The organism is Lysinibacillus sp. NPDC095746 (genome assembly GCF_044763535.1).
Lineage (GTDB): Bacteria > Bacillota > Bacilli > Bacillales_A > Planococcaceae > Lysinibacillus.
Genome location: NZ_JBIWGL010000037.1, coordinates 1 through 23,119, shown reverse-complemented (window position 1 = coordinate 23,119; position 23,119 = coordinate 1). Strand labels below are relative to the sequence as shown.

19 protein-coding genes, 5 pseudogenes and 1 riboswitch are annotated in these 23,119 nt (G+C 34.5%); of the genes and pseudogenes, 6 read left to right on the top strand and 18 right to left on the bottom strand.

Annotated elements, in window-relative coordinates; genetic code table 11:
- Positions 1-209: 209 nt before the first annotated feature.
- Together ACIQ7N_RS20730 and aepY are read right to left on the bottom strand one after the other, a co-directional pair.
- A pseudogene (locus ACIQ7N_RS20730) lies at positions 210-1,324 on the bottom strand (2-aminoethylphosphonate aminotransferase).
- Positions 1,325-1,431: 107 nt separating this feature from the next.
- Positions 1,432-2,559, bottom strand: a complete 1,128-nt coding sequence (gene aepY / locus ACIQ7N_RS20725; RefSeq protein WP_402935748.1) for a phosphonopyruvate decarboxylase — start codon at positions 2,557-2,559, stop codon at positions 1,432-1,434.
- Here aepY and ACIQ7N_RS20720 point away from each other — a divergent pair, their 5' ends adjacent.
- The gene (locus tag ACIQ7N_RS20720) at positions 2,560-3,009 is read left to right on the top strand and encodes a YheC/YheD family protein (protein ID WP_402935795.1); all 450 of its coding nucleotides are present in this window, start codon (positions 2,560-2,562) and stop codon (positions 3,007-3,009) included.
- Between the two features lie 309 nt (positions 3,010-3,318).
- Here the strand turns inward: ACIQ7N_RS20720 and add are convergent, their stop codons facing one another.
- The 3 genes from add to ACIQ7N_RS20705 all read right to left on the bottom strand — a co-directional run bounded on the left by add (position 3,319) and on the right by ACIQ7N_RS20705 (position 6,332).
- Entirely contained in the window at positions 3,319-4,311 is a 993-nt protein-coding gene (add, locus tag ACIQ7N_RS20715; RefSeq protein WP_402935745.1) for an adenosine deaminase, read from the bottom strand.
- A 63-nt stretch (positions 4,312-4,374) separates the two neighbouring features.
- Positions 4,375-4,473: riboswitch (purine riboswitch) on the bottom strand.
- Between the two features lie 214 nt (positions 4,474-4,687).
- Entirely contained in the window at positions 4,688-5,080 is a 393-nt protein-coding gene (locus ACIQ7N_RS20710; protein WP_402935742.1) for an alpha-helical endospore appendage domain-containing protein, read from the bottom strand.
- Between the two features lie 949 nt (positions 5,081-6,029).
- Positions 6,030-6,332, bottom strand: coding sequence for an alpha-helical endospore appendage domain-containing protein (locus tag ACIQ7N_RS20705; RefSeq protein WP_402935739.1), 303 nt, complete (start codon positions 6,330-6,332; stop codon positions 6,030-6,032).
- 360 nt (positions 6,333-6,692) lie between these two features.
- On the opposite strand from ACIQ7N_RS20705, the gene ACIQ7N_RS20700 reads away from it, so the two are divergent.
- Positions 6,693-7,055 (top strand): alpha-helical endospore appendage domain-containing protein, encoded by a 363-nt coding sequence (locus ACIQ7N_RS20700; RefSeq protein ID WP_402935737.1) that lies wholly within the window; start codon positions 6,693-6,695, stop codon positions 7,053-7,055.
- Positions 7,056-7,618: 563 nt separating this feature from the next.
- Here the strand turns inward: ACIQ7N_RS20700 and ACIQ7N_RS20695 are convergent.
- From ACIQ7N_RS20695 to ACIQ7N_RS20680, 4 genes are all read right to left on the bottom strand, one after another.
- On the bottom strand, positions 7,619-8,479 hold the full coding sequence (locus ACIQ7N_RS20695; protein ID WP_402935734.1) for an alpha-helical endospore appendage domain-containing protein: 861 nt from the start codon (positions 8,477-8,479) through the stop codon (positions 7,619-7,621).
- 833 nt (positions 8,480-9,312) lie between these two features.
- On the bottom strand, positions 9,313-9,945 hold the full coding sequence (locus tag ACIQ7N_RS20690) for a hypothetical protein (protein ID WP_402935731.1): 633 nt from the start codon (positions 9,943-9,945) through the stop codon (positions 9,313-9,315).
- A 2-nt stretch (positions 9,946-9,947) separates the two neighbouring features.
- On the bottom strand, positions 9,948-11,921 hold the full coding sequence (locus ACIQ7N_RS20685; protein WP_402935728.1) for a tetratricopeptide repeat-containing glycosyltransferase family 2 protein: 1,974 nt from the start codon (positions 11,919-11,921) through the stop codon (positions 9,948-9,950).
- Between the two features lie 7 nt (positions 11,922-11,928).
- Positions 11,929-12,618, bottom strand: coding sequence for a glycosyltransferase family protein (locus ACIQ7N_RS20680; protein ID WP_402935725.1), 690 nt, complete (start codon positions 12,616-12,618; stop codon positions 11,929-11,931).
- Positions 12,619-12,689: 71 nt separating this feature from the next.
- Here ACIQ7N_RS20680 and ACIQ7N_RS20675 point away from each other — a divergent pair, with 71 nt between their 5' ends.
- The gene (locus ACIQ7N_RS20675) at positions 12,690-13,790 is read left to right on the top strand and encodes a glycosyltransferase (RefSeq protein WP_402935722.1); all 1,101 of its coding nucleotides are present in this window, start codon (positions 12,690-12,692) and stop codon (positions 13,788-13,790) included.
- 68 nt (positions 13,791-13,858) lie between these two features.
- Here the strand turns inward: ACIQ7N_RS20675 and ACIQ7N_RS20670 are convergent, their stop codons facing one another.
- The 4 genes and pseudogenes from ACIQ7N_RS20670 to ACIQ7N_RS20655 all read right to left on the bottom strand — a co-directional run bounded on the left by ACIQ7N_RS20670 (position 13,859) and on the right by ACIQ7N_RS20655 (position 15,452).
- Positions 13,859-14,215, bottom strand: a complete 357-nt coding sequence (locus ACIQ7N_RS20670) for a hypothetical protein (protein WP_132359563.1) — start codon at positions 14,213-14,215, stop codon at positions 13,859-13,861.
- 24 nt (positions 14,216-14,239) lie between these two features.
- Positions 14,240-14,915 (bottom strand): annotated as a pseudogene (locus ACIQ7N_RS20665) (ABC transporter ATP-binding protein).
- A 6-nt stretch (positions 14,916-14,921) separates the two neighbouring features.
- Positions 14,922-15,107, bottom strand: a complete 186-nt coding sequence (locus ACIQ7N_RS20660; RefSeq protein WP_402935719.1) for a hypothetical protein — start codon at positions 15,105-15,107, stop codon at positions 14,922-14,924.
- 15 nt (positions 15,108-15,122) lie between these two features.
- Positions 15,123-15,452, bottom strand: coding sequence for an FtsX-like permease family protein (locus tag ACIQ7N_RS20655; protein ID WP_402935717.1), 330 nt, complete (start codon positions 15,450-15,452; stop codon positions 15,123-15,125).
- A 1,057-nt stretch (positions 15,453-16,509) separates the two neighbouring features.
- Between ACIQ7N_RS20655 and ACIQ7N_RS20650 the strand changes: the two genes are divergently transcribed.
- Positions 16,510-17,784, top strand: coding sequence for an alpha-helical endospore appendage domain-containing protein (locus tag ACIQ7N_RS20650; protein WP_483869820.1), 1,275 nt, complete (start codon positions 16,510-16,512; stop codon positions 17,782-17,784).
- A gap of 700 nt (positions 17,785-18,484) precedes the next feature.
- Here ACIQ7N_RS20650 and ACIQ7N_RS20645 read toward each other — a convergent pair.
- Both ACIQ7N_RS20645 and ACIQ7N_RS20640 read right to left on the bottom strand, forming a co-directional pair.
- Positions 18,485-18,886 (bottom strand): NUDIX hydrolase, encoded by a 402-nt coding sequence (locus ACIQ7N_RS20645; protein WP_402935711.1) that lies wholly within the window; start codon positions 18,884-18,886, stop codon positions 18,485-18,487.
- Between the two features lie 162 nt (positions 18,887-19,048).
- Complete coding sequence (locus ACIQ7N_RS20640; protein WP_132359580.1) at positions 19,049-19,495, bottom strand: NUDIX hydrolase; 447 nt, start codon at positions 19,493-19,495, stop codon at positions 19,049-19,051.
- Between the two features lie 285 nt (positions 19,496-19,780).
- Here ACIQ7N_RS20640 and ACIQ7N_RS23700 point away from each other — a divergent pair.
- Positions 19,781-20,029, top strand: a pseudogene (locus ACIQ7N_RS23700) (transposase); the annotation flags it as partial.
- 83 nt (positions 20,030-20,112) lie between these two features.
- Entirely contained in the window at positions 20,113-21,126 is a 1,014-nt protein-coding gene (locus ACIQ7N_RS20635) for a DUF1835 domain-containing protein (protein ID WP_402935708.1), read from the top strand.
- Positions 21,127-21,352: 226 nt separating this feature from the next.
- Here the strand turns inward: ACIQ7N_RS20635 and ACIQ7N_RS20630 are convergent.
- The 3 genes and pseudogenes from ACIQ7N_RS20630 to ACIQ7N_RS20620 form a co-directional block, all read right to left on the bottom strand.
- Positions 21,353-21,617 (bottom strand): annotated as a pseudogene (locus ACIQ7N_RS20630) (MFS transporter); the annotation flags it as partial.
- A 137-nt stretch (positions 21,618-21,754) separates the two neighbouring features.
- Positions 21,755-22,162, bottom strand: a complete 408-nt coding sequence (locus tag ACIQ7N_RS20625) for a DUF3221 domain-containing protein (RefSeq protein WP_402935705.1) — start codon at positions 22,160-22,162, stop codon at positions 21,755-21,757.
- 564 nt (positions 22,163-22,726) lie between these two features.
- Positions 22,727-23,119 (bottom strand): annotated as a pseudogene (locus tag ACIQ7N_RS20620) (chemotaxis protein); the annotation flags it as partial.

Here is a 23,119-nt window from a genome sequence, read left to right as displayed (position 1 = left end):
TTCAGCTTACATTCAACCATCCATGCCTAATCTAATAAAAAGCATCCTCTAATCAATAGAAGACATCGATATGTCCAAAATTCCCACAAAAAAATATTTACTTTACCCCATAAGCAGACATTTATTATATGAATTATACTTTGTTTAAGATGTGTAGATCTATAACTTCTAAATGACTGTTGTCGGTATTCTACAGCTTCGTGAATAATTTAAAATTGAAGATATTTTTCTAATAAAGTTAAAAAGAGCTCGATATCCTCTTTGCTAAGATCACCAATGTTGGCTACCCTAAAAGAATTTAATTGATGAAGTTTTCCAGGATATATCGTTATTCCGTTAGCATATAAATAATCATGCATTTCCTTAAAATTATAATTTTCACTTTCGGGCTCTACTATTGCTGTAATAATTTTCGAATGGTGCTCCACTGGGACGAGATATCTTAAACCAAGTCTAGAAAGACCTTCTATTAAGGTTTCCCAACATTTAGAATATCGTTCATATCTTTCTTTCACTCCTTCTGCTTTTAATTCTACAATCGCCTGTTTTAGAGCATAGATAGTTTGCACAGGTGGAGTAAAACCATCTGTCCTGTCTCGATGAAATGGTCATATTGAGCGTAAAGATTCAGGTAATAATTTGTCGGCTTTTTTGTTTTTCCTTTTTCTAGTTCGCTTTTTTTTGCAATTACAAAAGAGACCCCTGCCATGCCTTGAAGGTTTTTATTGGAACTAGCCGCCAAATAACTTATATTCATGTTACTCATATCAATAGGGATAGCTGCAAACGAACTCATTGCATCAACCATCATATTAATCTCATTTTCTTCACAAATGGAGCCAATCGATTCTATATCGTTTAATAATCCCGTTGTAGTTTCATTATGCACGACAGCTAGAAAAGAAACCTTTCTTGGAATGCTTTGAATGAATGACTGTAATTGATCTAAATTAATAGGTTGATCGGGTGGACTTAAAAACTCAATCCAATCCAGCTGATAAGCTTCTGCAATTTCACACATTCTTTTTCCATAGGCTCCATTATTTATAATTACTAAAACCCCATCAGTCATAACTGAACTCAAGATTGACTCCACAGCAGCAGTACCTGAACCACCGAATAAAACAGTTGTATATTGATTCTCTTCTGAAACTAAACTAGTAATTTCTGAAATAACAAAGTGCAATAATTGGCTGAAGTCATCTTCACGAGGGCAAATATCAGGTACTACTTGTGCGTATTTAACAGTATCTGTTGTAGTAGCAGGTCCGGGATTCAGTAATATATTTCTAGTAATTTTCTTCACGGTACTCCTCCCTTTCATTATATTTCACTTTTATACGCAGTTCGAATTCTCGCTACAACAAAGTTTTCGTCCTGTAAAGAGGCTTATTTATAGGCAAGAACAACCTACTAATATGTTCAGAACAATTATTTAATAAATCTCTGTAGACGAGTTTTGATTTCACTTGGCGTTACTTTTGGGCGTCCTAGATTTTGTTTAGATCCCTTTGAGATTTTCAAATAAATAAACGTCAGCCCTTTTGTCATTTTCCATTCTTGTAAACACTCTTCAAGTTCATGTAAATTATGGATATAGTATGACTTTTCATACCCGCAAGACGCAGCAATTTCGACCATATTAACATTGTGAGAAACGGTATTTTGCCCTCCAGTTGAATCGTGAACTTGATTATCTAGAAGAATGTGTAGCATATTTTCAGGTTGATAGTAGCCATTTGTAGATAAGCTCCCCATTCGCATAAGGAGGGAACCATCTCCATCAATAACAACTACATCTATATCTTTTCGCGTGTGGGCTAATCCTAATCCTAAAGAACCAACACAGCCCATGGAGCCAACCATATATAGATTATTATCAGCATCCTCGACCTCATATAGTTCCCTTCCTGTTTTACCAGTTGTCGCCATTAATACTGTTTTCATATTTTTGAGTCCATTTATCACTTTTAAAGTGTCAAAACGACTTGGCAGTTCATCTACGTCCGTTTTTTCACTTTTTATCATATTTTTATGATTAAGTCGTTGCTCTATCTTCAATTTCTCACTTTTAAATGTTTCTTTTCTCACTACAAAAAAGAATGGTTGATTTACTTCAATCCACTTGTTAGCTTCTTCAAGCTGTTTCTTTGCCTCACTATTATCAGGAGATAAGAATTGCCATTTTATTTGCATAAGATCTAATAGTTGTGTCGTAATTTGCCCCATTAATTCATGCTGGGGTTCATCATTCAACCCGGGTTCTCCACGTAGACTTACAAACCCAAGTACAGGTATCTGAAAGGGGTAGTTTAAAGACGTCAAGGGAGAAATACAATTAGTTAGACCAGAGTTTTGCATTAAAACAACTGATTTCCTTCCCCCAAGGTATGCTCCTGAAGCAATGGCTACAGCATCACCTTCGTTGGCTGCAGCAATATATTCACACTCATTTATGGAATAATTAATAAGATTCTTTAAAAATGAACAAGGAACTCCACTGTAAAAGTCAAACCCAAGTCTTTTAAGCTCATTTCCAAATTCTTTTGTATTTAACATATCATCACTCCTTTTCAGGAGGGGGTCATAAGTCTTACCCCTGATGGGCATTCTACATCCATTCGTGTTCATGTTCAAAATCTAAAGGGAGAATGGATAATTGGTGGGATTTACGGAAGGATCGCAACTGAGGATCATGGGATTGTCAATTCAAATCGGGGTTCTCAAATAATACCGATTGATGAATTATTATCAGATTATATGATGATGGATAAGACAAAGAAAGATAAAACAATAGATTCTCTAAAAAAAGATTCAATTTTAGCAGCTGAAGTAATAGCATCCCACTTTCCTTGTAGAGAATATGGCATTGATTTCGGATTAAATCTTGAAGGAAAACCTATATTATTTGAAGTAAATACAACGCCAAGCATAAGTAGTTTTGCCAAAATTGATAGGGCGATCTGGAAGAAAATTGTTGAGATTAGGAAAATGCAAAATGAAGGCTAAGTTTGAAATATAGTGACGTATTTTTTATTAAATTCGAAAAACCTAGTAGTTCAGCAAAGCATACAATAGATTTTAATAACTCTGAATTATTAGGATTATTCAGGAAACACTTTTACCAGATGTTATTAAAAAATAAAAGATAACCTCTTTAGGATATTTCACCATAAGAGGTTATTTTTTATCAAACTTTAGTATCTATTATAATTTAATTACGTAGTGCTGCCATTTTAAATTCATTTTTATTTCCTAATGTTACAAAAAAATATGTTCGCGTTTTGGGATTATTTTTGTTGCTAAATCCAATCTTCTTTAATATTGCGCTAAGCACCAGTCTTTCGTTTGTTGGTCGGCAAAGGATGCTTCTACACTATTTAAATAGATTTGTCGATAATCTTCTTCACTTAGATTAAATTCGTTGTTAACTAAATGGATTTCATTTGCCATAGTAGTATCTGATACTGTTCTGTTATCCGTATTAAATGTCACTTTTATCCCATCTTTATGAAACTTATAAATCGGATGTTCAGAATAATGATGAACAGCTTTCGTTTGGACATTACTTGTTGGACACATTTCAAGCACTACTTGTCTTTCTTTCACAATCTTATAAGCCTCGGCACAATCTTTAATAAATACTCCGTGTCCTATTCTTTCAGCACCCAACAGTTCAACTGCCTCTAGTACGTTTTTACCAATTCCCGTTTCACCGGCATGAATAGTGACTCTATAGCCATATTCTTTCGCTAAAGCGATTGGATCTACGAATTTTTCACAAAAGCCTTCTTCTTCAGATGCACATAGGTCTATTGCTACCACACCTTCTCCAAGGAACATTTTCCCCTTTTCAACTACCTCAAATGCACTTTCTACAGACATCGTTCTCATGCAAGACAGGATTATGTTTCCCTTTATTTCGTAACAGCTTTCAGCGTCTCTCATCCCCTCTATAACAGATTGAATAACTTCTTCAACACTAAGACCTTGTAATGTGTGAAGTAACGGGGCAAATCGGACTTCTAAATATTTTACATTTTCTCTTGCTGCATCCTCAAATAGCTCAAAAGTAATTCTTCTTAAGTTCTCCTTGGACTGCATGACTAAATTAGGAAGAGAAAATCTTTTTAAATATTCATCAAGGGATTCACATTCTAACGGAGCAATCAGCTCCTTTTGCAGTTCATCCTTATTAAAAGAGGGTAACTGAATACCTTCCTTCTGTGCAATATCGATAATAGTTTCACCCCTTAGGCTTCCATCCAAATGACAGTGAAGTTCAATTTTGGGCAATGCTAAAAAGTTCATTGTTGACCTCCTACAATAAATTTTCAGATAAATACAAAAAAATTCCTGATTACAAAGAAAATACAAGTTTTGTACTTTCTTCGTAATCAGGAATTTCGGTTCCTGGTAGAGACCCCCAAACCATATTATTGGAGTTATACGAAAATTTATTGATTCCTTAATGTTTTTTAAAATAATAATAAAAAAATATTAGATTGTCAACATGGTCCCTAACACCCATTAATTATTGTAAAAGTATATTCTATATTTACATTTCGGAGTAGCTTATGCCAACAAAAGAACTAGCTTTATTAGCAAGACCAATTTGATGATTGCCGAGTTTGTCTACAATAGAAGCATAAAAAAGTGCTCCCTTCTAAAAATTAATAATTATGTGCTATTCCATGTTACCAATATCAGGTTTGGTATTTTTATTTTGATTTTCAATTTGACTAACTATTTTTTTTTTGGGGTTATAGTCATGGTTCCAGTCATCACACATAAGATCTATAATATTTTGTAATTTCGATTGCAAAACTATTTCTTTTTTGGTAACAGAATCTAGTGTTTTACGGACACTATCATTAATCCTTAATAAATCAGTTATTGAAGCTGGGTGTCTTAAACCTGGGATTAAACCTAAAGCATATTGAATCTTTTCCCCTTCAGCATTAATAATATGACTTAATCCCAACTCTTCAAAAGCAATAGATGAAAGTAATAAATTTAATGCCTCGTTCTTGGAAATAGTAATTGAAGCTGTGATATTCGGTATATTAGGAAAACTCATAAAAAACCCCTTTCATTAGCTAATTTTTAATTTACATGGTTATTGTATGATGTATATTTCGATTTATGTCATATAAATTGTCAAATCAAGTCGAACAGTTCAGAATCCTTAATAGCATATGGAGGTGGAAATCTTTTTGGGTCCCTTATTGAAATGAGCATTTAATATGCTCCTCATAAGGTAGAGTGGTGAAATCTAAGGGGTAATTATATGGCTAGAGGTAATTATAAATATGTACAGTTTTCTCGATTAAGGGTGTACAAAATCACTTGTATTCCGAGGTTAAATAATGCTTTAACCGGTATGAAACACCAACCATTGTGACAACGCTTACATGATGTAAAATACGATCTTAGCGCCTTCGCTAGAAAACGTAGGAATCTCTTCCTCGTGTTTCATAACATACAAAGAAGATAAACGAATCATCTTCTCAAAGTTATTGCCTTTTGCTACTGGAGGGATAATCCTTCTAAGAGCCAGCAGTTTCCCATTTTCTAGCCAAAAGTATGATAAAGCCATCCCCATCGAAGCACAAACATTTATAACGATCTCTACTAGTTCATCAAAGCCTTTTCACACTTCCGCATTGCCACAAATGATAAAGATGTCTTGCACACTCGTAAAATGCTTTATCGATTACTCAACTCCTTCATGATCGTTTGGATGATGCGTTCATGTATGCCTGTTTTAATGATACAGCTTGGCTCAGAGGAAAATTACGTGGAATTATTAGATTACTTGTCCGTGATGGGATCCAGTATCACAGGGACAATTGTTAGTTTGGTAGCACATTAAGAAGCACCCCCTTTTTGATACGCCTATCATTCCGGAAGTGCTTGATTATTTATATGTGTTATTTGATTATGTGCATACATTGCAATTTAACTAAATAAAATAAATAAGAATCGTTTTGATTTTTAAATAAATCTAATTTCACTTCTTTAAGTAATTAGTCACCTGTCAAAAGATCCACGATGTTTTGCAATTTTGATTGCAAAACAAGTTCTTTTCTCGTAACAGAATCTAATGTTTTACGCACACTATCATTAATACTTAATAAATCAGGTATTGAAGCTGCTTGGGTTAAACCCGGGATCAATCCTAAAACATATTGAATTTTTTCTCCCTCTGCATTAATAATGTGGCTTAATCCCAACTCTTCAAAAGCAATTGATGAAAGTAATAAGTTTAAAACTTCATCCCTAGTAATAGTAATTGAAGCTGTAATATTCGGTATGTTAGGGAAACTCATGAAAAAACCCCTTCCTTTACAAATTTTTGATTACACGTTTATTGTATGATGAGTATTTATATTTGTGTCAAGATTGTCAAATCAAGTCGACTCATGAATACCCAGGCATATTGTAGTCGACAATCTTTCTGGGTCCTTGATTTTTCACAAGAAATGCTATGTAAGCAGCATCGTAAAAGCGCTTTACAAAGGCGTTTGAAATTGGGGCAACTATCACACATTCAGCCTTTGGACTCAATTATGCCAAGGCATAATTAGGTTAAGAATAAAGCTTGGACAATATGAATATATTGATTTGCGTAATTATTTTTAAATCGATGAAGAAAAAATTGGAAACATTTGAGGTGATTTAAATTGTCGATGCCCAACATACCTGATATCAAGCCAGATATAAATCTTAGTAAAAAAGATATTGCAAATTTATTACTTTCATCAATTGCGATGGAAGAATTAGGTTTAGCCGAGATTATTAAAGCACAAGGAAGAAAACTAGAGAAGATAACTAAAGAAACGTGTGATATTAATGTTTTGTTAGAAGCTAATAGTAATGTAAATCAGTTATTAAAAACAATTGTAAAAAAAGAAATGCTCCTATTAATGAAATTAGAAAGTGTTGTTGATTTTACTGAGACACATGAAGTAAAATGCAAAAAACATTGTAAGCATGAAAAAGAGTGTGAATGTGAATGTGAATGTGAATATGATGATTATGATTGCAAATAACACGGTTGATTAATGGGTGAAGTAACGATGATGTAACCATTGTTCCCTAAATTCAGTTGGGCATCAAAAGGTAATTATCGATAATAACACGAAGAAAAATGGAGAAAAATTGTCAAGCCCATTATATCTGATTGTAGACGCGTGACACCTCCATGGCACAAGAATCGTTCCTAGCGTTCAGTGAGAAGTTTCTACCAGTTGTATGCAGATTCAATTGGCGTCATCTCTTTGTTAGCCCATCCTTTGAGACATCTTCACGAAGGCAACTGCGATATACACTACTTCTTTCCTTTTCACGACGTACTGGAATATACATCGCGTCTAAATAAACGCAGGGGCTATTTTCTGCATTTATTTAGACGTTTGTTAGATTATCATGTTAGAAATTACTATATCGGTGTAATGAAGGCTCTATATTTTTTATTAAAACCAGTCCTATATCGGCATCTTCTTTGGAAGTGCGGAATGACTGTTGACGTGTCGTTCAATGCATTAGATGATAAATAATAATACTAGGGGTTATAATAATCTTCGTTTGCGACATTGTCTTCTAGGCTAATGCACTAACCAATCTGCATAATTGTCAATGAAGCGCCAAGCGTACCGTTACTGGCCGTCGTAGTATTTGTGTTATCATCATTGAACATCTGTAGAACGTTAACACCAGGTCCAGTGTTCAAAATGTATGCTCCTGAGAGTTGTGTATCGATCCCAACAGCGCCTCCGTTGCCAACATGACTCCCAAAAAGAGGAACCCCGTTTAGGCGAAGCGCGAATCCGACACCGCCAGTTGGCGTCTCAACCCCTTCCAAATAGCTATCGATCCAATAGACGCTATTCGGACTTAGATGGATATCTGGTGATCCAGGTGTATGTGTAATACCGATTCCATTGCTATTTATAGTTGAATCAAACACATAAGACGACCCTGGTGTAACTACTTGCTGAATGAAGCTTCCTACCTTGATGTTGTTGGCTGTAAACGTACCGCCTGTAGCTCCAGTGGCTCCCGTTAGCCCTGTAGCACCAGTGACACCTGTTGCTCCGGTTGCCCCTGCAGCCCCAGTTGCCCCTGCACCTGTTGCGCCTGTTGCACCTGTTGCACCTGTTGCACCTGTTGCACCTCCCACAGAAGGAACAGCTAATATATTTTCCAGTTTAGATTGAAGGAGTAGCTCCTTCTTAATTAATCCTTGCATAGTAGTTTGAACGCTTGCATTAACTTCCAGCAACTCATTAAGGGTCGCCGGAACCGATAGTCCTGGCAATGTACCGACTGCGTATTGGATTTTTTCCGCTTCGGCATTAATGATGTGTCCTAGCCCTAACTCTTCAATCGCTATAGAAGCTAATAAGAGGTTTAAGGCGTCATCTCTAGTAATCGTGATGCTAGGGGTTATATTAGGAATATTCGCTTGCGACATTGTCTTCATCCTTTCTTAATTTGTCGATTTAATAGAAGGTCTCCCTCCTTTAAGTCGTATAATGTAGAATATGATTTTTTTCATTAGCTGTATGAGCTTTCTACCCGTTAAGAAGCCTTTTTTACAAATACATACCAAAGAATGAATGTCACTAGAGTTGGAAGAAAAGAGCCCGGAATCACCCTTGGACTTTGACTCGCGTTTCCTATATTCCGATATAGTATACATCCCGAACCTGAACATGAAGTATGTTATCAGATATCTAAGCTATGTTTACAAAATGAAAGTGATACATTTAAGCTACACAAAAAAAGTGAATTTATATAAAATAGGACCAGAACTCACTTCAATAAGGAGTACAGATCCGTTTGTGTTCATATAAATATATGGGAAGAGACGTTTTATATAGCGTATGACTAGTACAGTAGAAAATAATATTATATAAGGAAGCTTCTAGTAATTTTTTGAAATAGGTTCTTTACCATAAGTTCTGCTCCATCTAGTCTTACCCAACGCTTTACATACGAATGATATTATAAGTCATGTTTTTCGCTAATAATTTATAACCTAAAGGACCTTTCATATAGCCATTAACGACATTTATTTTGAATTCTTCACTGTATTTCGCCATAAAAAAAACACCCTTAAAGTAGAATTTTGACTTCTAACTTTAGGGGTGCAGGACCTTTTAAGTCTTTTACAAGGTGTATAATAATTGCCGGGAGTATTTGATGCCTGATCGTACAAACACGTAGCCGATTCTCATAAGGTTTTCATAACCGCTAATTCCTCTATATCCCATACCCCCGTGTTTAATCGTGAAACTTGATAAATTAAGTATCATCTTTACGATTCCATACTTTTTTATTATCTATCCAAATATTTTCCCTATTATTCCTTTGAGAAAATATACTTTTATCGCTTGGGCTACTAATATTTTCACTTGTAGTATTATTTTGAGAAGATACATTTTTATTTCTTGAGCTAATAATGCTTTCATCTGCATGATTTGTATTAATTAAATCAATTAATTTTGGATCTATCTCAATCAAAAACGTACTGTAATTATGTTTTATTCCTAATAAGATAAAATTGAGATGGGTACATTCCACTTTCTTATTCAGTTGATATTGCTCTAATTTTTTGTTCAGAAGATATAACAATTTATTTCCAACAACCAGCTTTTTAATTAACTTTTCTGTAAAAGAAGTTTCTATCACTTCATTGAACTCAACCATTATTTTTTTGTATATACTATATTTTTGCATATCAGATATTTGTTGACCATGAATTTTAGTAAATAAAAAAGTTAAATTTTCTATAACCAAATCATGTTTTGATCCATCGTCAATGGCCGTTTTGATTAATTTTCCAGCTACATTATAAAGATAATGTCTTGAAATTTCCTTTTCGATACAAAATGAAAAATCTACTTTTTTTGAAAGGGCATCGTTTAAACAACTCATTTTCATTCCCCTTTTTGTTTGAATGAATTTTTAGATTTCCATTGCTCTATTTCTTCTAGGTCTTCTTTTCTGTATATATGAAAAGCAGGGTAGGTCGTTTCTACATACATAGAAAAGCCGAGTACTGCTGCTCTTATACAAAAATGACGGTCTTCACCAACATAAGAAACATTATAAATTTTGTTGAAGTTTACGCCAGCATTTATTACATTCTTACTTATAAGTGTACACGCACCTAGTCCTCCGACCTTATATATCCCTGGAACTTTCATTTTCATAATAAATTCGATGGATTTAAGTTTAATCTCACTTTCAGAAAGAGGATGATGATCTTCCTTATTGAATAACTGATATTCGTCCTGCATCCAAACTTGAGGCATTTCAATAGCATCGGGTGTCCACTTGGTCCAGAATATATTTGATATAATATCCTTGTTTGCTTTAAGCAAATGAACTAAAGTTTTTGGATGTAATATTAAATCAGAATCTATTAAGAATACATAGTCAAAGTCTTTTTCTTTCGCATAATGAAGGATATGATTTTTCATACATGACACATGATGTACATTATTAGTGGTCCAGTAATGGGTAACATCATTTTTTATATATTCATATTTATTTTTTGTTTCAATAATGGAAACCTCTCGATTAGTAGAGAAGTTTTCTAGTAGTTCCTTTGATGTCAGATCATCATTATCGTCAAAGAATAAGTAATTTACTTGTACTTCATCACTTTTTTCTAAATTATCAAGTGAATAGAGAAAGTGAATCAAAATATCACTATCTTGTTTAATTGGGCTCCCAATTAGTATGTTGACTTTCCCCTTTTTATTTCTTTCATCGGTCCCTGCTTCTACTAAATTAAAGATTTGGTCCTTCATGTCATGTTCTACAGATAATTCATTTTTTTCAAGTTGTTGAATAAAAAATTGTTCATTAAAAATTACACTTGGATGTTCTGGCACATAGTATTTTGCATGATCATGATGAAATTTTGAGTTTTTCACGTCCCCCTGATGATAATATAATGCACATAGTTGTAGATGAGGATACCATGTCCAATATTGTGGTTCTAAAACAGCATATTCCGCATCAGGTTTACCAATATTTATTGCTGTTAAATACCAATACAAAGAGGCATTAATATTCCCTTTTTCTTTTAAAATATCCCCTAGCAAACAACAAAATTTCGGAGTAGGTTTGGTATATTCCAGAATACGTAATAACGCTTGTAGCTGTAAATTTTTCTCGTTAAGTTGGCTATAACAGTGTGATAAATTAAAACATGCATTAATATTATCTTCCACCCATCCTTGATTGGCATCTAAAAATGCTTTGTATTGCTCAATAGCTTTTTCATATTTTTTATGATCCAGTAACTCATTTCCAAAATAATAGACATCTCTGGGTGAAAAGTATTCTCCCCTCTCATAGCAATCCATATAGATTAATAAATTTCGAGCTGTGTGCTTCTTTTCTTTTTTATGTTCGATGGCTATATCACTGTGTAAGATATTTCCGGAAACTAATAAGACTTCGTGAACCTTACCTTCCCATCTAAATTGTCGTTCTCGTTTAGCTAATCTGTGTCTACGTATCTGATAGCCTACATCACCAAATTCGTTAATAGATAATATATATGGCATACTTACTGCGTCTATCTCTTCGGATAGACTTTCTTTTAGTTTAATTAATTTCAACTGTTCCTTCTCTTCCATTACATCATCTGCATCTATCCACAGAATATAATCCTTGTTCGCTAAACTAAAGGAATAGTTACGAGCTTTTGAAAAATCATTACACCATTCAAAGTCATATATTTTCGCATCGTATTTTTTTGCTATTTCCTTAGTGTCATCAGTAGATCCTGTATCTACAATAATAATCTCGTCTACAATATGTTTTACTGATTGTAGACATCGACCTAAAACCTCTTCTTCATTTTTCACTATCATACACAGACTAATTGTTGCCATTACTTTTTCAACCCCATTTAATTAAATTTGGATCCTTATCTAATATTGAATGATATTGTTCGAGGCACCCATAAACCCCTCCATTATCCAGCTCCATATATCTTTCATACTTTGCTTTTCTACCTTTCTCTGTTGACCATCCGTAATGCTGAATTTTCACGGTACTATAAAAGTGTTTATACTCAAAAATATTTAATGGAAACCGACCGCAGTGCTGCGCCGTCTCTTTCCAGACATATTGATCTGTAGGTTTGAAGCGAACTAGAAAAGGTCTAAAAGTTCTATGTGCATACCAATATTTATCCTCCCGATAATGTGAGTCATTCCACATATCATATAAACGAAAATAGACGGCATCATACATTTGTTGATTTGTAATGATTTCATATTGTGTAAGAAAAGATGATTCCATCATTTCATCACTATCTAGATTTAATATCCAATCGGGGTTTGTTTGTATTGTCTCCTCCCACTGTTGCTTTCTAAGCGTTATTTCATTAAAAAAGCGTGATTCTTTGTTTTCCACAATTTTCAACGGAATCCCAGTGAGTACTTCTTTGCAAATTGAAATAGTATCATCTGTACTAGCATCATCTATAATGACAGCAGCGTTAATAAATGGCTTATGTTGCATCAACGCCCTTTTTAAATATCGATCGCCCTCATTTTTCACCACCATTGATAAAGTGATACTCAACAAAAACACTCCTTTTTCTTTTATTCATATTCATAAAGTTTTAAAGGTATACTATTGAGGGAGGAGATTAATTGGATAATTGTTTTGTTTCTATGTGTATGATTGTTAAAAATGAGGAAGAATTCTTACCTAGTTGCCTCAAGAGTGTTCAAGAAATTGTAGATGAAATAATTATTGTGGATACAGGTTCTACAGATTCTTCCATTGAGATTGGTAAAAGTTTCGGAGCAAAAGTAATCTCACATAAATGGAATAATAATTTTGCAGAAGCAAGGAATATTAGCCTTGAAAATGCAAATGGTGAATGGATATTAATTCTCGATGCAGATGAAACTCTTGAAAGTATCGATAGAACCCTTTTCCATAAATATATTAAGGAATCCAATGTGGATATATTATCACTAGAACTTGTGAATTATTATGGTGATAAAATAGATGAAAATCGAATTTATACAATGGCGCAGTCCAGGCTATTTAAAAATCGTCTAGGTTTAAAATTTGAAAATAGTATTCATGAAACAATAAACTTAAATGATGCTGATATGGATATTCATAACATTCAGCATTTACCTATAAAGATTCATCATTTAGGATACCTTACACAGGTAACAGAGAAGAAAAAGAAAAATGAACGAAATATGAATTTGCTTCATACTGAAATTAAAAACGACAAACATAGTCCGTGGATGGAATATCATCTTGCAAGTGAATACTATCGGCAAAAAAAATACGAAACAGCTTTTTTATATTGTAATGAATCTATTAAAAGGTTTTTGTTAGCTGGTTTAAAGCCCTCTTCCCTGCTATATAATCTTAAATATTCAATACTAGTAACTTCCGGATCCTTTAATGAAGCATTAAAAGGAATTGATAAAGCGATTCTACTATACCCTGATTATGTTGATTTACACTTTTATAAGGCAGTCTCTCTTTATCATGAAGGTATGTTTAATGAGTGTATTTTAACCTTAGAGCATTGTCTTGCATTAGGAGAGCAAAACCTTGCCTATTTAACGATGTCTGGTACAGGATCCTATCAAGCTTTATTTTATCAAGCACTAAGTTTTAAAAGTAAAGGGAATCCATTTATGTCTAAAAAATTACTTCTAAAGGCACTAGAAATATATCCTGAGTATAAGGAAGCAAAAGAGGAATTACTGGGTTTTAGTTAAATACCATGAAAGAAAGAAGCATAAAGTACACTCCAAGTGTCACTATGCTTCTCTTTCAAATGAATCCTTTAATTATCTTTTCTTTTTTTCATCATTTTAGTTAACCATTCATCAATTTCTTCATCTTTTTCATTGCTTTCCTGTTGAGAAAGGTGAATATTTGTATTTGACTTCCGAATAGGTTGATTGTCTATTTTGTTATTCTTTCTTCCAATTAAAATCGCAGAAACAAATATAAGTATTGAATAAACAAAGTATTGTCCACTACTGCTTACATAAAATTGGACAATTTCATAATTAAAACTAATAGCTTCAAGTTGCCCTTGTTCAACAAGTGTATTTAAATATTTGCTATTTTCAAAAAAGCCCCAAATACTACATAGAAAAAACAGCATTGCGATAAAAAATAATGTAATCTTTAGCATGAAATTTATATCTGTAATTTTTTACTAATCATTGTCCTCGTCTCCCAAGTCGATTAAACTACCATTTTTTATCAAACAAATGTTATCCGCAATTTTTGTCACTTTCTGAGAATGGGTAACAATTATTACACATTTGTTTTCAGAATAGGCTAATTCTGCAAATATTTCTAAAATATCTTTTTCAGTATTTTTATCTAAGTTTCCAGTCGGTTCATCAGCAATTATAATATGGGTGTTATGAGCTAATGCTCTGGCAATGGCTACTCGTTGTTGTTCACCACCAGACAATTTCATTACTGCTCTTGTGGCTTTTTCCTCATTAATCCCAACTTTATTTAGTAACTCCAAAGCGTGTTTGTTCTTATTTTTAATTTTGGTTTTACTGATATACATTGAAAGCACTATATTTTCTAGTGCAGTTGCATTTGTGCAAGTTATATTGTTGGAAGATAATCCCGACGTCTTGAGCACGATAGTTGTCACGATCAATCTCATTTAATGACTTGCCATTAATTAACACTGCACCGGCTTGACACTTATCTATGCCAGCTACGAGCGACAGTAAAGTTGATTTTCCTGCACCTGATTTACCTACAATGGTATATACTTTACCTTGATTAAATTTATAGTTAATCACTTTAAGGACAAGCTTACCTTTCATATAGGCATATGAAATATCTTTTAATTCTAAACAACTCATATTCTGTTAATTCCTTTCCATCAAAATTTTAATTGGCTCATACTTCACAATTTTTAACATAGAACTCACTGCCGATACGGTTGTTAACCATAGTGCAATCATACTTATCTTAAGCAATGTAATCATATTAAGTACGACATCTAAATGTGATAGGGGTTCTTCAACAACTGCATTATTCATTCCACCTGCCATCATCATGCCTTGCATTTATGTATTTTGAGTGGCTGCTTGAACTGCGTCTATTTGTTGTAGCAATATATCTGCAATTGACTGCGCTATCATAGTGCCACCAAAAATACCAATGACGACGCAAACCGCAGTAATTAGAAAAACTTCTAACCATAAGCTGAATGATACGGTTGATTTTTTCATACCCATTGCTCTTAATACGCCGATTTCATATTTACGTTCGCGAATAGCAATAGACGAAATAACAGCAATAGAAATTCCACCAAATATCAACACGATAATAAGAAATGTTGAAAATACACTACTTAAGCCCTCGACTGGACCAACTATTTGATTATAACTATCCATGTCTGTTTTTACGTCGAATAAATCAGATAAACCCTTTTCACTTAGTTCTTCCGTAAATCCGTCAATGTCTTCAGGCTATTTAAATAATAAGGGCTATCATGCTCACCACTCCCTGCAAAGTTGTAATATACAAAGGGAATCAAAAATGTACTTGGTTAAACAAGCATTTTTGTACATATTTATTTCAAGTTTATAGGCAACTAGCTCGTTTGCTTGAAGCCACAACAAAAGAGTAAACTAAAAACCGAAAGCCCTCTATAAAATACCGTTAAAGACTCTAAAAAATGTTCAAAACAAAACGCTGAAAACCCTAATTTATATAGCTACTTAACGACATTCGAATAAATCATTTATATTAGTGTTTAAATGAGATTGTGAAACTAAGTCATCTCGTTTTATAATGGAACATTTAAATGTAAAAGGTATGATGAAAATTAACATCTAGCGAATACGGTGGCCAGCAAAAACTATATGAATTAAAACGGCAGATACCATAAAATGTCGCAATAGGGAATTGAATTTGTCAAACGCCTAAAGATGGGCTCTATCATCAAAAATTCGCTCGATATTGTAATACGCTATTTAAAACGCCTTTTCTCATATATTTTGAATGAACACAGACGGACCAGTACTCCTTACTGAAGTGAGTGCTGGTCCTATTTTCCGATATATTCATTTTTTGTTTCTTGCTCGTTATAAAGTAATCCCGTAATCCCTCACTAGTTTAACCTTCAAATTGTAGCTTTATATGAAATAACTACTTCTGCTGCTTCACTTTCATTTCCTATAAATAGCGTAGGTATCTGAAATCTTACTAGATGTTCAGTTAAGGATACAATATATGGTAAATAAGAAACGCGAATAAAAGTCCGAGACGGAGGTGACTCCGGGCTCTTTGTGTCCAATTCTAGTGTGATTCGGTATGTATTTATAAAAATAGCTTTTATGCGGGGTGAAAGCTCATACGGTTAATGAATAAAAATCATATTCTGCATTATACGACTAACATGAGGGAGACCTCTCTATTAGATCGATAAATTTAGAAAGGATGAAGAAATTGTCACAAGCGAATCTTCCTAATATAACCCCTAGCATCACAATTACTAGAGATGACGCCTTGAACCTCTTGTTATCTTCTATAGCGATTGAAGAGTTAGGGCTAGGACATATTATTAATGCCGAAGCGGAGAAAATCCAATACGCTGTCGGTACGCTGCCAGGACTTTCGATTCCAGCGACCATCAGTGAGTTGCTACAGGTAAATTCAAGTGTTCAAAGTACTATGCAAGAATTAATTAAGAAGGAGCTACTCCTTCAATCTAAACTGGAAAACATCTTGGCTGCTCCTTCTTTAGTAGGTCCAACCGGTGCTACTGGCGCTACTGGGCCTTCTGGTGGGACTCCAGGCGCTACTGGCGCTACTGGCGCTACTGGTGCTACTGGCGCTACTGGCGCTACTGGCGCTACTGGTGCTACTGGTGCTACTGGTGCTACTGGTGCTACTGGTGCTACTGGTGCTACTGGTGCTACTGGTGCTACTGGCGCTACTGGCGCTACTGGTGCTACTGGCGCTACTGGCGCTACTGGTGCTACTGGTGCTACTGGTGCTACTGGCGCTACTGGTGCTACTGGTGCTACTGGTGCTACTGGTGCTACTGGCGCTACTGGCGCTACTGGTGCTACTGGTGCTACTGGTGCTACTGGTGCTACTGGTGCTACTGGTGCTACTGGTGCTACTGGTGCTACTGGTGCCCCTGGAGGTGGTGCGATTATACCATTTGGCGGGTCAGAATCCGGATTTTCGACGGCACCGTTTATAATCACCTTAACAACGGATGTTAACGGTGACCCTAGCAACATGTACTTCTTTGGATTTAACGGCACGCCACCAATCCCTGTCGTCACGCCACTGGTTGACACGATAGATTTGGATGCGTTTATAGGTAGGGTAGGTCTCGAACCGTTGTTAATGCCCCGTGCGGGAACCATAATGTCGTACTCGGCGAAGTTTATTTTGGGTCAAAATGACCTTCCTATTAACGTGGGCGTGCACGCGCGGATATATCGGAACGATACGCCTGGAACGCCCGGTAACAATATTTTTACGTTTATCCCTGGAACTGATTTTGAACTGGCACCGCGTATAATAGGGACTATACCAAGCCCGCCCGCAAATCGTTTACCGAGTGTAGTCATTGCATCTGACTTGAATATACCGGTCAACGCTGGAACGAGACTATTCATGGTTTATTACATTGAGTCAACTGAGGTCAGTATATTGGGTACATCTGAGGTTGTCGGAAACGGCGGTGGTGCTATTTCGATACTGTAGAGACAACGGATCTTACTTTAATTTTTGTATCTAATGCAGATGCGGTCACCATTTCCAGCACCTAACGGAATCATACCGCAAAGCCAAGCTTCTTTGGGAAAGAAAGACATTTTAGGTGCTGTTCATGTGACACTAGATAACGAATATAGGACCTTTAGAATAGTCGACACAAAGTAACCAAAATATTAGACAATAACGTAAGAGCTTGCCGTCTGTGAATATCGGATGGCAAGCCCTTCAGCTTTGCCTAATTTGGATATTACGACAATGCCAGCCTTTATTCTCACTAAGATAATACTTTGCATAATGTAATAGTTCTCATTATATTTATTAGTTTCCCTTATCCTACATAGAATATGTATTTTTACAGTATTCCTTTAAGGAACATGGGCTAAGGGGGCTACATGTCCTTCTAAAATTCGGCAGACTTTTGCCAATTCAAATAAAACAGGCATCGACTGTTGCAGTTGATGGCGATACATTTAAGCCTAAAGTACTGTTAATCCAGTGAAAAAATGACCAATTGCTCACCATTCTTGGATATTTGGAGATTTCTTCTGCTATCAGCTCGCGAAGATTTGTGATAACATGTACAATCGCACCTTTTATAAAACCTTTGAACAGTTAACTTAATTGTTAACCTTTCTTAAAGCCGAAGCCGTTGTTCTGCTACTTCACCCGTTAGCTAATAAAAAATCACTTACAATGTAATAAAAAATGGATGATTATCTTTATCTAAACATATTAAAAGTTCCTCTTTAAAGTCATTATTTCTTATCAGTTTTAATGCATCTTCAATGCTAAAAAAACCGACCTCTAAACTTTCTTTACTTACTTTTAAGCTTCCGCTTATAGGTGTTCCTAACCACCACATATTACATATATTTCTTTTTACGTCTTGTAAAACTCCACAAAACTCAATAATATCAATGTTTATTCCCGTTTCTTCTTTAACTTCTCTAACTACTGCATTCTTTATATTTTCATTTTCTTCTACAATCCCACCTGGTAACTCCCAACCTCGATCAGGATCTTTTTTTAATAAAATTCTCTTATGTTCATCCAAAACTACTGCACCTGATGTAATAATAAATTTATTCATAAAATCACCACCTACAATATCATTATGTATCTTAAGCTAAACTTGCTTAGTAAAAAATTGTTTCAATTTATTAGAAACGCCCCCCGTTACTTTAAGTACAATACTTCACTTATACAACAAAAATGGCGATTCCTTGTTAAATAAACAAAACTGAAAACAAACCTATATAAAATGTTTTTCAATAATAATCTTTGCTCTTTCATCAAGTTTGCAAGGTAATTCATTAATGGGGAAATATTTTAAATCCAAACTTTCACCATCATTCATAGCTAATTCGCCACTTGTATCTTCCGCTAAGTAAACACAAATTACGTTATAGACTTCATCACCGTTAGGATACTTATAATAAAGATTACTTCCTGACAAAGTATCAATAAACTTAAAACTTTTTGCTTTTAACCCTGTTTCCTCAAAAAGTTCACGTTCAGCAGTTTGTTCTAAATTCTCACCAATTTCCATTGCTCCCCCAGGCAAACCCCATTCTTTTGTATCCGAACGGTATTGAAACAAAATTTCTTTTTTATCATTTATAACAATAATAGTAGAACCAACTAAAATTAATGGTCTATTTCCGATTAGTTTTCTTAATTCCATCGTGTATCCGTCCATTATTACCCAACCCCTTTGAGTTAAACTAATTCTCTTTAGTTACACAAATGTCCTCCTTGTCATTCTTTAGCTAAACTGCTGCTCCGTTAGTTTGTGGGTCTTTAACTATTTTAAATTAATTTCAATAGTCTACATGCTCCACATATGTGTTTTAAAAAATGTAATATAAATTATACTCATCAATGTACCTTTGATTTAAACGTGAGTTCTCAAAGTGAGAAACTCTGCAGTTAGTTTTGGAACATTGTTTTTTTATTCCAGAATCATGTAAAATGGATTGTACTACAAGGACTTCAACCCCACCCTTATACTGAAATTCTACTGTCCCTCGGCTTGGACATAAATTGGTGATATTGAAAGATTCAATACATATAAGGACTTTAAGAAATACTTAGGGGCCGAAAAATACACAATCTGGTACATCGGTAAAAGGCCAATAGTGAGGTTCGGGATTCTCGTCGTGTTCTTTATTAGATAGCCTTAATAACTAATGGTAAACCTCAACCTACCGTATTTAAAGCTTGTTATGTAAGGTTGAAGAAGTAGTTCGAATATCCAGGCGAGAAATTTATAGATAACAAAGAATTTAAACGAAATAAATAACGAGGTGAATTTTAGTGATAGAAGAGATACATAAATCAATAAAAGATTTGAGCGTTAGCGACGCAAAGAACCTATTGTTAAGCATGATGTTTCGAATAAAAATGATGCAGGAATCAAAGAATTTACCAGAGGAAATTTTAGAACAATTAAATTCTATAGACAATTTATTTTTCGAAGCTGTACAAAATAGAAATCTTGTTGAGAGAGATTATTCAACCGTTCATATTGTGTGTGGAGAATCTCCTGCTAGTTCTTTACGAGTAGGATTAGGCCGTGAGAATAAAATAATCGGATTTCCTGATTTCTTTGCTGTTGGTCCAATTTGGGAACTTCATCAAGAGGTTGGTCGTAAGCACAGACATGAATGGTTGAAGGATCATCTCAATTATTCCGAAGATTATTTTGAAGAAGAGTACGAAGATAGATTTTCAAAATCACTTGCAGAAATAGATTGTTTAAACGAAAAGGTCCCCATTGTTTTATGGACTGCTGAAAATTCAAATGAACAAACTGGATTACGCTATCTTTTATACTTGCTAAAAGAAAAAAAGAATGAAATTTTCGTGATTAATACTACACTTGCTTTTCAGGAATTATTTAACACACCTGAATTTGGGTGTTTAGATATCCATACGGGCGAAGTAAATGGGGAACAATTAAACAAAATATATCAAGAAAAAATATTAGCACCATTAACTGATAAGGATAGAACACAATATGAAAGAGAATGGATCGCATTAGCAGAATCAGAGGGTTTGGTGAGGATTTGGGAAAATAACAAAATTAACACTGTCAATGAAGATTACTTTGATGATTTTATTGTGAATACTGCCCGAAATTTACATGCTGAGCAAAGTGAAAAAGATTTTATGAAATCAGCAAGGTTAATCGGGGAAGTATATGGACAGAACAATCAATTAGGTGATGCTTTTATTGAATATAGGGTGAGAAGCCTAATCTATAAAGGAGTTTTTGAAATAAAAGGAATTCCAAGAGCAATGAGATATTATAGTGTGAAATTAAGGTGACTCTTTCCTTCTGTGAAGATATTTACATTCATATTCTCTTGACAGGAGCGAATGCATAAGAAGTCAGAGGCTCTTTAGATAAGACTGTGAATAAAAGGCTTAGGACTATCTCCTAAGCCTTTTATTCTTTTTATTGGTCGAATGTACATTAGACCTGCTTGACCCGGTCACTTTTGCACAGGTACGCATCATTCACAAGGGGGCAATTTTGCAATCCATAATTGATCTAAGCTTTTCTTGACCAAATGACAACAGGATAAAGGATTAAAGGATAATAGACCTCCAGCTAAAGATAATGTTCCATAGCTTGCATTAGCTATTATCCCCTGAGAGAGCACCACCAGAAGCCCCTGTTAGTGCAACTAAAACATCAATTCCTCTTGTGTTTTTGCGCTAGTAGACGGCTCGGTCGAATCGACTATTTGAGCAGTACCACTAATTAAGCCAAAATTCCAGCCTAATCCATGTAAAGAAAGAGCTACGATTTGCAAACCATATTTATTTGAACAATTGGAGCAAATTTGACTTCTACACATCTGATGAAAAACGTGAGAAATCATTCTAGAAGCATTGATTTCTCACGCTTTTATGGTTTTTGCCAGTTTCACCCTCCTCTTTTTATCATAGACTATTCTGTTACTTTTTCAATGATAGGTGACATCGCAATAGGTGGGAGAGACATAGTCATTGCTTTAAAATAAACATCTAGTTTATCTCCATTGGTATAAGAAATATCATCAAAAACAGGAACAAGTAATATTTTATTTTGGTTGACTAAGTCCCACCAATTTTCTTGATAAAATAGCGCTTCTCCCATCGTCGGCGTATCTACAACTGTCATATAATGATCACCAACAGAAACAACATAACCTGTAAAATGGGTTTGTTGTTGTTTCTCAAAAGATGAACTAGAAATAGAATCTGTCGAAAGTTCATTCGATGCAGCAGATGTAGGTGTTAGCCCGAAAAAAGAAAATCCACATCCTAATGCTAAAGTAGTTGCTAAGGTAACTAGTTTTTGTTTCGCTGTAAACATAATCAATTATCCCCTTCTATAATTTATTTCCTTACATTTCCAATTTTACCATATTATTATTTATAATCAAGTTATTACCTAAATCGTTTAATTCCTTAGTTGCGCAGTATTTGGTGTTCAGCAGAAATTTGATCTACTTCTATATTTGTTGTTCCATCAAGTTGGGTTATCACTTTTCATATAATTTGATAAAAGTTACTTATTGCGCTGAGAGCGTAATATATTCATAACTTTTGATGAAAGCATTTAAAAAGGCTTAGGTATATCTCCTAAGCCTTTCAATCTTTCTATTATTGAGTAATGCTTGAGTTGAAATCAAATGATAAAGTAGTTATCAATCCTTATTCCAATCTATTCTTAATGAGATTTTGGCAAATGGAGTATCTAATAAAAAAACGTTAGATATCGCCCCAACTCAATAAGGAATTTAGAAGAATGGTATTAAATTAACTAAAGGTGCATTCAACCATGCGGCTCTTCTTCAAGTGCCTAGCGCTTTTTAAAATGTCCTTTACAATGGGTACATTAAAAAAGGAATCGTGATTTTTATTATGTCTGATTCTGTTAATATTTAAATTGACTAATTAGCTGCTTTAGCTCATCTGCCATATGCGCAAGAGCTTGTGCAGAAGCATTAATTTCTTCCATAGAAGCTAATTGTTCCTCTGTAGACGCTGCAACATCCTCTGAAGCAGTTGCATTTCCTTGTGCAGAGAATGCTAAATTCTCCGTAACAGCTGTCACCTCTTGTACACTTGCTGACATTTGTTCAGATGCAGAAGATACCTCTTCCATTTTAGGAGTAATTTTATCCATACTCGACTTTATCACTTGGAACTTCGTGATAGCTTCGTCTGATACATGTAGTCCATTTTGAACATCTTCTGTAACTTTTGCCATGATGTTTACAGATTGTTCTGTTTCTATTTGAATGCCATGGATTAGCTCGAAAATTTG